The sequence below is a fragment of the Pseudanabaena sp. FACHB-2040 genome (assembly GCF_014696715.1).
In the GTDB taxonomy this organism is placed as follows: Bacteria; Cyanobacteriota; Cyanobacteriia; order Phormidesmidales; family Phormidesmidaceae; genus JACVSF01.
In genome coordinates this window covers 49,742-61,968 of sequence record NZ_JACJQO010000005.1, presented here as the reverse complement: position 1 = coordinate 61,968, position 12,227 = coordinate 49,742, and the positions used below count along the sequence as shown (strand labels likewise).

Sequence of the window (12,227 nt, the reverse complement as noted above, 5' to 3'; positions counted from 1 at the left end):
GGGTATACCCTCTCTACAGCAGAAATATAAACGTTTTAATAGTTTTAATTTCTCAAAGACAAGAGGGGTAGCTAAGCTCTGATTCCTGCTGCCTGTCAGATCCCATATCTCAAGCTACAGCCTAAGCAAGGATGCCTAGCACCAGTTCACCCACAAGGTTATGTACGCTTGTGGGCTTATTTGGTGTGTGGGTTCAATCCTGAATAGTGCTGCTGAGAGCCTACAGCCGATTCTGAGTGAAGCGATACACCTGTACTGGCAAGCTGTGATCATGGCTGTAGTATGTAGCGTTACAGCATACTACTAAGGCACATTGGACACAGATTGGACACAACACACCGACTGAAGCGCGTCTGCTTTGGGGCAGATGTCGCCAAAAGTATTGATACAACCGAATCGGGATGACAGGATTTGAACCTGCGACATCCTGCTCCCAAAGCAGGCGCGCTACCAAGCTGCGCTACATCCCGTTAAACTCGTAATCAGTATAACTTGCTTTTGCCTTTCGTCGGCAAGCCCATTATAAAGATGCGTCCTCAAAACTGGAACTTGGGCCAACTGCCCGGCATGACCTCCGAATTCGAACAGCAGCTAGCTCATCTGGGCATTGAGACCACAGCCCAACTGCTCAAACGCAGCCAGAACGCTGAGGCGCGCCAGTCCTTGGCGCGTCAACTCCACCAGCCGCTACGCTACATCAACAAGTGGGTGGCTCTAGCAGATCTCGCCCGAGTTCCCAGCGTGGGCTGTCAGTACAATGGTCTGCTGCTTCACGCTGGCGTCATGTCCGTGAGCCAGCTAGCCCAAACCGCTTTAGGCACGCTCCACACTCAGATCCGCCGATTCCATGTCACCACCCTTAACCGGTCAGACCTATGCCCCGATCCTGGCCAGATCTCGGTCTGGGTGCGAGAAGCTCGGCAAATAGCAGCGCTCTAGCTTTGAAGGAATCTTGGGTCGCCGCCCAACTTCTGCTCTTAATTGGCGGATGAGCAGGCACAGCCTAGTCCGGATACCAAAACATGCCTTTGATTCCTTCCGGGTCAGCCATAAAGCCCAGTCCCCGATAAAAATCCACGACTTGGGGATCGGCAAACAGGGTTACGTTACTGATGTCTTCACTCCGCAGTTTTTTGACAAGCTGCTTCATGAGCGCTTTCCCCAAACCCTGCCCTTGAAATTCGGGATGTACGACGACATCCCAGATAGTGGCGTTAAAAGCGTGGTCTGACGTAGCTCGGGAAAAGCCAATTAACCGGCGACGGCTACCGCGCTGCTCCCACATCGTCACCACTAAAAAGCTGTGCTGAATAGCCTTTTTGACTTTGCGAATGGGCCGCCTAGCCCACCCAACGGCGTTGCACAGTTCCTCTAACTCGTACAGGTCTATATCGCGGTCTGTACTAAAAAAAATGCGGGTACTGCCATCGTCGCTCTGCACCTCTGCCAAGACAGAACTCGACTGGGTTGACTTAGGAGACGATGTTGCGTCTGAGTTGACAAACAAACTTTTCCAAAAGCCCATGCAGGTGCCGGTAGTGTAGAGACAAGACAGAGAGCACTACTCAAATAGTATATTCTCTTCTGCAAAATTCCCTCTCTCTAGAACTAGTGTTTCGTTCCCACACATAGAACAGCACTCTGGCTATGCCAGAGTGCTGATAGGTCTTGATTTAGAGGGAGTGATGGCCCTATTGTGGCCTACTACCTAGCTACCCGTCGGGAGGACTGCCACCCCTCACCCCCAAACACAGCTCTATGAATAGGCAGACCCAAGAATCCTGACAAGGTCTGTACGTGCTGCCGCTGCTCTCGCCTCAAAACGCTTACCTCTTGCCCTGTTGAAGAATTAAGCGGCTTTTGCCCCGCCTGCTCATCTCCTAAAGTCTGCTGCAGCTGTAAGTTGATCTGCTCAATCTGCCGCAACAGCGATCGCACTGTCTCTTCTGCTTCTGGCTGAGTGACACTGAAGCGATCGCAAAATAACTGGATCTGGTTGGTCCACCCGGTCGCTGCCGGATAGCCGAAATATCGGCGAATTTTCTCACGCTCATTCTGAGTTAGACTCATCTTCCAGTCCTCATCTAGGGAAACAACAATGCTCTGTTTCCATCACATCCCATACCGACTGGCTTGACCTGCGTACAGATGCGGAGTAGTTGATGAGGTGTTGGTGAAGCTGCGAGATTAGTACAGGGGTATGATTAACCCAACCGTTGACTAAGACTATCTAGAAACGTCTAACTCAAAGAGAATTTCTTGGGCAACCTCATACATAGGACCCAGGCCACCTCCATGAACTGGAGAGCCTCCTCTGGCATCAGGGCCTTTCGTCGCTAGCTTACGAGTCAAGTGTTAACGTGACGTCCATAGAGTTCCTTGCCCCGACAATGACTGCTGGCCTAAAATCTTCGACCATTGAGCTACTGAAGCGCTTCAACCGGGCGTTTCCCCAATTTTATGAGCAATTTGTGAGCAGCGAGATCCAGCTCCAAAACCTGCGCCTGGCCTATCAGCTCTATAAGAGCAAGAAAGCAGTCATCGAAATCAAGCCCGAGGGCAACCGTAGCGCCCTCCACTTTGCCTACCGCAACCAGTCCTTCCTGCTTAGCGATATCTTTGGCGTGTTGGCTGCCTATGGTCTGACCATCCACAACCTCAGCCTTTATGGTCAGATCTATCCCCCCATGCTGGTGTTCATCAAGCTAGTTGTCTCTCGCGGCGGCAAAGCCCTCACCGGACAAACCGCTGACAACGTCTGCCGCGCCGTCCGTGAAGCGCTGGCGGGCCGCTTTGAGGTTGAGGAGATGCTGACGGTCGAATTTAATCTCGATGCCGGACTAGAGCAGGTAGAAACTGAATTTTACGTCGATCCCGTTTTTCACCTGCCGGCCCTGCTGATCGAGGCCGATAACCAGCCAGGGCTATTTTACAAAGTCATGTACGCCATTTGGCAGGAGGATCTTTTAGTTGTCAACGCTAACCTGTTGGTTTGGCGGGGACGCACCCGGCTAATTCTTTATCTTTTGGGACCTAATGAGAGCCTGATACCAGAGTATCTGGGGCAAAAGATTGCTGAGGGAGTGCGCTACCGGCTTCTGGGCAAGGGTTAAGCCAAAGGGTCAACCGTTCGGGTTAGGATCAGGTCATGCCAAGTATTACCCTCCGGGGGGTTCCCCACAGCTACAGCCTCACAGCCCCTGAAGGCTTTTCTAATACCCTAGTCTTTATTCACGGCTGGTTGTTAAGCCAGCAGTACTGGTCACCCGTGATTGACCAGCTTAAGCCTTACTGCCAATGCCTGAGCTACGATCTGCGCGGCTTTGGCAACTCCTGTCAGTTCTTAGATCAGTACCAAATGGGCATGCTGCCGCTGGCCCAACGCTTGGGTGCCTCTTATTCCCCCTTTAGTTTGGCGGCCTACGCCAGAGACCTAGGAGAGCTTCTAGCGCAGCTCGATCTCAAGCCAGTTTGGCTAGTGGGGCATTCTTTAGGGGCTAGCGTTGCCCTCTGGGCTGCCTACTGTTACCCAGAGCGGATCAAAGGGGTGATCTGTGTTAATGCAGGGGGCGGTATTTATCTGCGGCGAGAGTTTGAGCGGTTTCGAGCCGCAGGCCAGCAGATTGTTCAGTTTCGACCCCGCTGGTTTCAGCATTTTCCGGGGGCTGATCTGGCCTTTACCCGCATGATGGTGGCTCGACCACTGCAGCGGCAGTGGGGCCGTCAGCGCTTGATAGACTTGCTCCAAGCCCACCCCGAAGCCGCCCTGGGATCGCTGCTAGAGTCAACCACTGAGGAAGAGGTACATCTGCTGCCCAGAATTGTCTCAGGCCTGTCTCAACCTGTCTATTTCTTGGCGGGAGACCAAGACCGGGTGATGGAGCTGAAGTTTGTCCGATATTTAGCCAGTTTTCACAGCCTCTTTGAGGCTGACAACGGCAACGTGTTTGAACTAGCCAACTGCGGACATATGGCAATGGTGGAATACCCTGCCCTGGTGGCTGAGACAATTGCTGCTGTGTTGCAACAGCATATTTGAAGAGGAAAATCTAAAGAGGCATAAACAGTTCTCAATTCCTTGCACAGGAATCGCAGGAATGCTGATTTTGGTGCTTACAAAAATAGTGCTTGTGAGGAGAGTGCTCGCAGAAGTGAAGAGGCAGCCGCCCTAAATCTCGGCGTCTAACCTCTCAGAGAGCAATAAATGCCAAAAATCAGATCAGAGAGCAATAAATGCCAAAAATCAGAAAAGGTACCGACGACTGGCCGTGTTTCGTCTCGGTACCTCTTCTGGTTCGCTCCTCACACACGTTTGTAAGTATAGAAGAAGAATTTTGGCTTGTCACCTGTTTGAGCCTTTCTTTAACGTTAGTTTTTCTTATAGGACGGGTGCGATCGCTCATACAGCCCCAGGGGCAGAATGGCCTAGCTGCTGTAGCAAATGCTGTAGCGTCTGTTGAACTGCCTGCAGGATCAGGCTGGCCAAAGCCGGATTTGCTGTCCTCTCTTGGTAGAAAGGCTTGAGCCACTCATACACTGCCTCGCTTAAAAAACAGCCCCGCTGCAGTAGAGCCACCGACTCCCCGGCTGCGGCCAGCGCATCAACTAAATCTGCCAAAGCCCAAATCACTGTTGCTGTGGCACTAGATTCTGTCTCTGGGGTAGGCGCTGCCTTGGTCTCTGTAAGACTCGCACTGCTGCTAGGAAGTTCAGTCGCCAGACCCAAGCAACGGGCATGGGTGTGTTGAATTAGGGCCAGGGGAGAGAGGTGCAGCCGCTCACTTAAGGGAGATAGCCCGACTGCTGAGACCTGCGCTGGTGGATAGGCTGCTTGTGTCTCTGGCCAGGGCAAGGCGACGAGGAGGTTTAACCAAAGCATCAGCGCGGCGCGATCAAGCTGTAGCCCCAGCTGCCCCGAGGCAGAGGGCAAGAGGGTGATCCTTTGCATAATAGAAAGCTCTAGTGAGGATGGAGTATCTGAGCCCAGGACTGATTCCCCCTGCAAGCCCTCAATAACCCCCTCAATAACCAATGAAGTCATCTCTTGAATGGGCTGCTTTAAGATTGCTGCTAGCTGAAGGGGCAGCGGGGAAACATATTCAAGGGGAAAAGGCTGCCGCCGCAGGTGCAGCGTAACCGGCAAATATTGAGAGCAGTCTAGCTGATTAGGCTGGATTTCCGACCATTGGGAGGCAACCTGGTAAAACACACTGTTCAGTGACTTTTGTAACACTGCTTTGATAGAGAGATATGGCATTTTGAATGGAGTTTTAGGCTTAGTCACGCCTCCATTGTGGGGATCCTTAGGGAGGGCAGACCAACCTGTACGGATACGAATTGTGCATCTTCCGGTCTAATCTTTGCCCAGAAAGATTTGATTTAGGGGAAAAAGCACGGAGTCATGTTTTAGTATTAAGGGGTCTGCGGGGCTAAATCTCGAATTTAGGCTGTCTTCGCTTGCTAAATGACGCTTGGCGCTGCCCTAGGGCATTTATCTCGTGCCAGAGTGCTCTCGAAGCGGTGAGTGAGTTTCTCAGCCGCATGACTGCAGTTCCTTGGATCATCGTCATCTCACAGGGTAGTCCATGATACCTGGCCTCAGTTCTTCCTAACTTTGCAGTTATCGCTCCGCGTTCTCAGCTATGTTTTCATCATCGCAACCCGACAGCAACGCTCGCCCTTTCCTAACCTGGCAGCGCATTACTGACTGGGCCCAGGAACATTATCGGGCGAGGACTTTTAATAAGGATGAGCGCATTCCGGCTCGCCCAGGGCTTTTGTATCTAGTGCAGCGGGGGGCCGTGCGCCTCGTGGGCAGTGCCCAACTCAGCGCCAGCGGCAAGCCAGGTAAAGGCGTGCAGTCTAGACTGGCGTTGGCCCCTAGCGAAGAAGCTTTTTTGGGCTTTGTAGGAGCGGGGCAGCCCTTTGAAATTGTGGCCCAGTCTCCCTTTTCCCTGCAGGGGTTTGCCCATATCGATCAGACTACAGTGATTTGGCTGTACTGGCATGACTTGGAGAATTGGCCCCATTTCCGCCGCGAAGTTTTAGATGCCTTTCGCTATCAGCACCAGCGTAAGTTGCTTTGGCTAAGTACTTTGGGCCAGCGCCGCACCATTGATCGGCTGCTGGGTTTCTTAACGCTGCTGATCGAGGAGTTTGGTGAGTCTTATGAGGATGGCTACTATTTGCCCTGGACGCTAACCCATGCCCAAATTGGCAGCGCTATCGGCTCAACTCGGGTAACGGTCACTCGGTTAATGGGTAAGCTGCGCCAGCGAGGGCTGATTCAGGTCCATGGCGAGGGCTATTTGGCGGTTCCTGCAACTCATATATCGCGGCAGCAGGCTTAGTCCCCTAGGAAAATAGGCGAAAGAGCAGGCGGAAAAGAGTTGCGATCGCAGCCGCCATCAGCCCAGCCATAATAGCTAAAGCCAGAACCCACTGTAGCGGCGTGCTAAATCCCGCCAGCACGCTGCGCAGTGGGGGAAACAGCAGCACCATTGCCAGCGTTACCGCTGCAATAATGACCAAGTCAAGCCGCTCAATCGTGCGTTTTAACTGCAGCAGCACCAGCACGCCTAGGAGCAGCAACCAGGCTCCACTGCCCATCAAAGTGGTGCCCAGCAGGCTAAGGCTGGCAATGGCCAGCAGCCCCCCCTCAAACCCTGTAAATAGCGCCCCTCCTAAAAACTGGGCCAGGGAAAAAGGTTGGGCCGCCGGGGCCGAAGCCGGAGTCCCAGGCACTTTGGCGACAGCCGGTGGAGAACTAGATGGGGCTGGCTGCAGCGGCGTTGGCGGGGGCGTCGGAGAGGGCATTGGGGCTGGCTGGCTAATAGGACCCGCTAAAGCAGCCAGCGCCTCTGCTGCAGAGTCGTAGCGCTGCTGAGGCGCCGGGGCCAGCAGCCGATTAAGCACCTGGGCCAAAACTGGCTTTACAGTGGCATACTGCTCCCACTTCCAGCTATTTTGATAGCCATCATAGAGGTCTTCAGGAGGTTTGCCGGTCAGCAAAGAGATACAGGTCACGGCTAGCGCATAGAGATCGGTTGCTGGATAGACGGCTCCCCCCGCCATTTGCTCAGGCGGCGCATAGCCCATTGAGTAAATGCCGGTTGACTTGAGATTAGGGCTGCCTGCTTTAGCCACCTGTTTGACTGCACCGAAGTCGAGTAGGTAGAGTCGCTGGTTGCGATCGCGCATGATGTTTGAAGGCTTAATATCTCGGTGAATTGTGCCGTGCTGATGAACAAACTCCAGCACCTTAAGCAGTGAAACCAAAATTTCCTGCACTTCAGCCTCGGTAAAAGCCCCATTCTGCTCTAGCAATTGCTCTAGATTCTGGCCGTCAATAAACTCTTGAACTAGGTAAAAATATTCCTCCTGAACTCCTGGCCGCAGCCCCGACACCTGCAGCGAAAAAAACGCATACAGATTTGGAATTTGAGGGTGGTGATTTCCCAATTCCTCCAGTACCGCTGCCTCACGCTCAAACAGGTCTTGAGCCGTCTGTAGCTGAGCAGGACTGAGCTGCCCGGTTGGCTGAAACAGCTTCACCACACAGGAGCGCAGCGTTGGCGTGTAGCGATCGCGGGCCAAAAACGCAGTGCCAAATCCACCCTGACCAAGAAGCTTTTGAGGCAGGTAGCGGCTGCCCAAAAGCAGCGGCATTCCACAGGTCATACAAAACTTTTGCTGCACTGTTTTAATCGTATTGCCACTGTCTAAGTCCGGAAAAACATTGACCGGTCGAGGACAGCTGGGTCGAGTGCAGAAAATCTCCATGAATGACTGTCACTTCAAAACATCAGGAGCCGGTTGGAGGAACTTCTATTGCAGGCCGAACAATCTCTGGCTTTGCCCCATTCTTTTCGCCGTTAGATTTTCTAAATTCTAAAGTTTGATTGGTGAACTGGGGCAAAATTTCGTGGGTAAAGGCCTCAGCCGCCTTTGAGCGATAGCGGTTGGGATTAAAAATTACCGATAGCGCTCGGTTCACCACTACAGAGTCAATCTTGGCTCGGTGCAAAACGCCCATCTGCAGCTCTTTTTCAATCGCCGAGTTAGACACAAAGGCCACACCCAACCCCGACTGCACCGCCGTCTTAATTGCCTCAATTGAGTTCAGCTCCATCTCTACCTTCAGGCGACGGGTCTCAATGCCGCAGCGGGTCAGCACCTGATCGATGACCTTGCGAATCGTAGACTGAGAATCTAGGGCAATAAACTGCAGCTTGTAGAGGTCTTCGCGCTGAATCACCTCATTCATCGCCAAAGGATGAAAAACGGGCATAATCAGTGCGAGTTCATCCTCCGCATAGGGAACTATTTCTAGAGAATCTTGTAGTTCTGGAGGCACCTCCCCGCCAATAATGGCCAGATCAACCTGACCATTGGCTACGCTCCAAGACGTCCGCCGGGTGGAATGGACATGCAGTTGAACCGCTACATCAGGGTATTTTTGGCGAAACATACCGATCATTCGGGGCAACAGGTAGGTACCTGTGGTTTGGCTAGCCCCCACAATCAAGGTTCCTCCCTGCAGATTCTGCAAGTCTTCGATGGCCCGACAGGTTTCCTGGCAGAGGCTGAGAATGCGGTCTCCATAGCTCAGCAGCAGGTGCCCTGCTTCGGTCAACTGCGCCCGTCGACCTCCCCGGTCAAACAACGGCACATCGAGCTGGCGCTCGAGGTTCTGCACCTGAAGGCTAACTGCAGGTTGGGACACGTACAGGCTATCCGCTGCCCGCTTGAAGCTACCCTCTGCCGCAATGGCTTTGAGAATTCGCAATTGATCCAGAGTAAAAGGAAGGTCAGACATCGGAACTAACCCTAAATGTTAAGAATCCCTAAGATGCCAGTGGCAGTAAGGTGACACATCCTAACAATCGCACAGATAGGATATCTGCCATCATCGTCTGGCTAAGACTGGGCAACCTTAGCTAACTTAGCGATTCGGTACAATCTGCCTTCCCTAGATTACTCGTTTCAGGCCACTGACCGAAACTTATTGGAGTGAAAGCTTGAGTTTGTATGAAACGGCAAGTTATTCAGAATTTCCTGAATCTGCCCGGTATAACGGGAGTGGCCCTGATGGATGGCCGCACTCGGCCCTTTTTCTGCGGCCTCGACACTATCTTAAACTCACAGCAGAAAGAAGCTCTAGCCCAGGGTATTCAACAGGTAGTTAGTACTACTCCAGCTGATTTTGAAGCCTTTTCCTTTCGCTTTGGCAGCCGGCAGGCTCACATTTACAAGCTTACCGATGGCGTTATTCTGCTGGTGCTGACCAGCAACCAAGTTCCTTTTGAAGCCTATGTCACTGCCCTCAAGCAGTTAAAAGTGACGCTGACAGAAGATTTAGCCACTTCGGTTGCGACTTTCCGGCTCCTGGCAGGCTGTGTCACCCTGAATAATCAAAGCTACTCGCTTGAGGCTAGCTCAGATCCCTCCGCTAATGATGAGCTAGCAGCACTGCCTAGTCTGGCCTTGGCCCGCAGCCAGACAGTTCTCTGGGATGAAATGATGGCCGCCTTAAATCACCTGAGCGATTTCACCACTCAATATTTGGGCAAAGTAATAGTAGCTAACGCTTGGAGATCGGCACGTCCGGCTCATTCCTGGCTTGAATCTGTTGAGATTGACCGCTCAGGGCATTTCAGGCTCACTACCGAAGCTGCTCTTGCTGGAGCGAGCCTGACGCTAGAGCAGCAGCAGTGGCTCAAAGATTGGGTTCAGGCTTTTGTAAAGCACTGCGGTAAGACCATTCGTGATTTTGCCACCATCCTCACAGAACAAGCCCTCGATCCTCGCCAAAAGAGCCTGTTGCTCCCTGCGGATGCTTAAGCTTGTCCTTGTCCTGCCGCTGGAACTGGTCTAACCTGCTGCCCCTTTTCCCTCGCAACCCCTACCTCGGAAAAAAACTATGGCAAAAATCGTTCGGTTAGAGCCAATCGCTCAGGAAAGCTCTATTGAAACCAATGGCAACCTCCTGTCAGTTCTCCTCAACAAGGACTTGGATGTCTTAAAGGAGTGCGGGGGACGGGGCATGTGCGCAACCTGTCACATTTTTGTCAAGGAGGGCATGGATGCTCTAACCCCGATTAATCGGCGAGAACAGCGCACTTTAGAAGTCATTACCTCCTGCAAACCCAATTCGCGTTTGGCCTGCCAGTCTCGGGTAGTTGGCAATGGGGTTGTCGTAGAGCTACCTCCGGGTATGTATATCAACTCTCTGCAGGACATTGAAGCGCTGATTGGCCGCCGAGCCGATCAGGACTTGCTGCACCCAATCACGGGAGAAGTTCTGGTAGAACAGGGCAAACTGATTACCCGCTCTATGCTCAAGCAGCTAGAAAACACGACTAGCTTTAGAGTTGGTGAGTTCTATACCCACAGTAAAGACGTCTAGAGGCGGCCCCTGTCTAAAGATCTGCTGAAGCGGTATTGAGATTACCTGCTAACGGTCATAAAAACGACTAGAGTTAAAGTTCTGCTAATGTAATTCAAAAGATCTGTTGGGTTGTCGTTTCCTGACCGCTTCATGCAGCCTTCCCTAAAGCTCAATCTTCGTCAACAGCAGGTTCTGTGGGCAACGGTGCGTCGCTATGTAGCAACCGCTGAGCCTGTAGGGTCTCAAGCCCTAGTCCAGGAGTACAACCTCAATGTCAGCCCCGCGACGGTCAGAAATGCGATGGGCTTTCTAGAAAAGTCGGGGCTGCTCTTTCAACCCCACACTTCTGCCGGTCGAGTTCCTTCTGACTTTGGCTACCGCCTATATGTAGATCAGCTGATGAGTCCGACCCAATCGCTGGGGCGGCAGGTTGATGTGCTGCTGGCGGGGGAGTTGGACTGGGAGGGGTGGAGCTTTGAGGCGTTGCTGCGAGGCGCTACTCAGGTCTTATCTAGCCTGAGCGGCTACTTAGCTCTAATTACGGTGCCTCAGGCCACAACTGCCCAAATTCGGCATCTGCAGCTCATTCAGGTAGATCCTGGCCAGATTTTGCTGGTGGTGCTGTTGGATTCTTTAGTAACTCAGTCTGTGGTGATTCGTCTGCCTTATAGTTTGCAGCCGCCGCTAGAGGAAGAAGATACCCTAGGCCGAGAACTGGAAATACTGTCTAACTTCTTGACTCGCCATCTGCGAGGACGACATCTCTCGGATGTGGCTACCCTCGACTGGACTGACGTGGATCATGAGTTTCGGCGCTACGCAGATACCCTGCAGAATGCCATTCTAGAGCTCGTCCGCCGGACCCGAATCCCTGCGCCGACTCAGCTGGTCATTAGCGGGCTAGCTGAGGTGCTGCGGCAGCCAGAGTTTTCAGATACTCAACAGGTGCAGGCAATTGTGCAGCTGTTAGAGGAAGATCAGGCCCAGCTTTGGCCGCTGTTTTTTGAGCCTGCAACGGTGGAAGACAACAGGCGAGTGCGGGTTTGGATTGGCTCAGAAAATCCGCTGGAGCCTATGCAGGGCTGCGCCTTGGTGGCTTCGACGTACTTGAAGGATGCGGTGCCTGTGGGGAGCGTAGGCATTTTAGGCCCCACCCGAATGGTCTATGAAAATGCGGTGGCGGTGGTAGAGGCGGCAGCAGACTACCTCTCGGAGGCTCTCAGTCAAAGAGGCCCAGGCTACGCTAACTGAGATGACGGGGACGGGCTAGAAGGCGGGCTGCGATCGCACCTCCCAAAAAGCCAAACAGGTGGCTCTCCCAAGAAACGCCTGAACTGCCGGGCAGTACTCCCCCGATGAGCCCTCCATAAAGCAGTCCCACCAACAGGGACAGGGAAATTGCCCCTACGCTGCGCTCAAAGTACCCTCGCAGCAGCAGAAACCCAAAGTAGCCAAAGATAACGCCACTGGCCCCAATGTGAACTGAGGTAGGCGCTCCTAGCAGCCAGGTTCCTAAACCGGCAGTAAGCATGACTAGGGCAGTGGTGAGCCAAAATTCTCGCAGACCGCGCAGCAGGGTAAGCCACCCTAGGGTGATCAGAGGCACAGTGTTGGCAATGAGGTGAGAAGGGCTATCGTGCAGCAGCGGGGCAAAGACAATTCCTCTAAGGCCAACGGCGCTTCTGGGCATAATTCCCAGGTTAATTAGCTGCCTCGAAAACAGCAGCAGATTGGCTAGATAGACCCCCCAGAGTACCAGCACAATGCCACCCAAAATGCTCAGGTGCAGCGTTAGCTCCTGCGTCCCTGTTTTATCATTGCGACCCCCCATTGCAGT

The 12,227-nt window shown here is 53.0% G+C and carries 13 protein-coding genes and 1 tRNA gene; 7 read left to right on the top strand and 7 right to left on the bottom strand.

Features of this window, described 5'->3' with window-relative positions; genetic code table 11:
* Positions 1-396 precede the first annotated feature (396 nt).
* Positions 397-470: transfer RNA gene (locus H6G13_RS04045), tRNA-Pro, on the bottom strand.
* Positions 471-528: 58 nt separating this feature from the next.
* On the opposite strand from H6G13_RS04045, the gene H6G13_RS04040 reads away from it, so the two are divergent.
* Complete coding sequence (locus H6G13_RS04040) at positions 529-939, top strand: DUF4332 domain-containing protein (RefSeq protein ID WP_190481899.1); 411 nt, start codon at positions 529-531, stop codon at positions 937-939.
* Between the two features lie 64 nt (positions 940-1,003).
* Here H6G13_RS04040 and H6G13_RS04035 read toward each other — a convergent pair whose 3' ends face one another.
* Positions 1,004-1,525: a GNAT family N-acetyltransferase gene (locus H6G13_RS04035; RefSeq protein ID WP_190481898.1), complete on the bottom strand. Its 522-nt coding sequence runs from the start codon at positions 1,523-1,525 to the stop codon at positions 1,004-1,006.
* 179 nt (positions 1,526-1,704) lie between these two features.
* On the bottom strand, positions 1,705-2,070 hold the full coding sequence (locus H6G13_RS04030; RefSeq protein WP_190481897.1) for a hypothetical protein: 366 nt from the start codon (positions 2,068-2,070) through the stop codon (positions 1,705-1,707).
* Between the two features lie 320 nt (positions 2,071-2,390).
* On the opposite strand from H6G13_RS04030, the gene H6G13_RS04025 reads away from it, so the two are divergent.
* Positions 2,391-3,113 (top strand): hypothetical protein, encoded by a 723-nt coding sequence (locus H6G13_RS04025; protein WP_190481896.1) that lies wholly within the window; start codon positions 2,391-2,393, stop codon positions 3,111-3,113.
* A gap of 35 nt (positions 3,114-3,148) precedes the next feature.
* Positions 3,149-4,039, top strand: coding sequence for an alpha/beta hydrolase (locus H6G13_RS04020; RefSeq protein WP_190481895.1), 891 nt, complete (start codon positions 3,149-3,151; stop codon positions 4,037-4,039).
* Between the two features lie 360 nt (positions 4,040-4,399).
* Here H6G13_RS04020 and H6G13_RS04015 read toward each other — a convergent pair whose 3' ends face one another.
* Positions 4,400-5,209 (bottom strand): hypothetical protein, encoded by an 810-nt coding sequence (locus H6G13_RS04015; protein WP_190481894.1) that lies wholly within the window; start codon positions 5,207-5,209, stop codon positions 4,400-4,402.
* 433 nt (positions 5,210-5,642) lie between these two features.
* On the opposite strand from H6G13_RS04015, the gene H6G13_RS04010 reads away from it, so the two are divergent.
* Positions 5,643-6,350, top strand: coding sequence for a Crp/Fnr family transcriptional regulator (locus H6G13_RS04010; protein WP_190481893.1), 708 nt, complete (start codon positions 5,643-5,645; stop codon positions 6,348-6,350).
* Between the two features lie 4 nt (positions 6,351-6,354).
* Here the strand turns inward: H6G13_RS04010 and H6G13_RS04005 are convergent, their stop codons facing one another.
* Together H6G13_RS04005 and H6G13_RS04000 are read right to left on the bottom strand one after the other, a co-directional pair.
* Positions 6,355-7,782 carry a serine/threonine-protein kinase gene (locus tag H6G13_RS04005; protein ID WP_190481892.1) on the bottom strand — a complete coding sequence of 476 codons (1,428 nt, stop codon included), beginning with the start codon at positions 7,780-7,782 and terminating at the stop codon, positions 6,355-6,357.
* A gap of 22 nt (positions 7,783-7,804) precedes the next feature.
* Positions 7,805-8,818: a LysR family transcriptional regulator gene (locus H6G13_RS04000; RefSeq protein ID WP_190481891.1), complete on the bottom strand. Its 1,014-nt coding sequence runs from the start codon at positions 8,816-8,818 to the stop codon at positions 7,805-7,807.
* Positions 8,819-9,030: 212 nt separating this feature from the next.
* Here H6G13_RS04000 and H6G13_RS03995 point away from each other — a divergent pair, with 212 nt between their 5' ends.
* The 3 genes from H6G13_RS03995 (at position 9,031) to hrcA (ending at position 11,641) form a co-directional block, all read left to right on the top strand.
* Positions 9,031-9,843, top strand: a complete 813-nt coding sequence (locus H6G13_RS03995) for a hypothetical protein (protein ID WP_190481890.1) — start codon at positions 9,031-9,033, stop codon at positions 9,841-9,843.
* 79 nt (positions 9,844-9,922) lie between these two features.
* A complete protein-coding gene (locus H6G13_RS03990) occupies positions 9,923-10,408 on the top strand; it encodes a 2Fe-2S iron-sulfur cluster-binding protein (RefSeq protein ID WP_190481889.1) in 486 nt (161 codons plus the stop codon).
* A gap of 132 nt (positions 10,409-10,540) precedes the next feature.
* A complete protein-coding gene (hrcA, locus tag H6G13_RS03985; RefSeq protein WP_190481888.1) occupies positions 10,541-11,641 on the top strand; it encodes a heat-inducible transcriptional repressor HrcA in 1,101 nt (366 codons plus the stop codon).
* Here hrcA and H6G13_RS03980 read toward each other — a convergent pair.
* Complete coding sequence (locus H6G13_RS03980; protein WP_190481887.1) at positions 11,634-12,221, bottom strand: rhomboid family intramembrane serine protease; 588 nt, start codon at positions 12,219-12,221, stop codon at positions 11,634-11,636. The two genes, hrcA and H6G13_RS03980, sit on opposite strands and share 8 nt — an antisense overlap.
* Between the last annotated feature and the right edge of the window lie 6 nt (positions 12,222-12,227).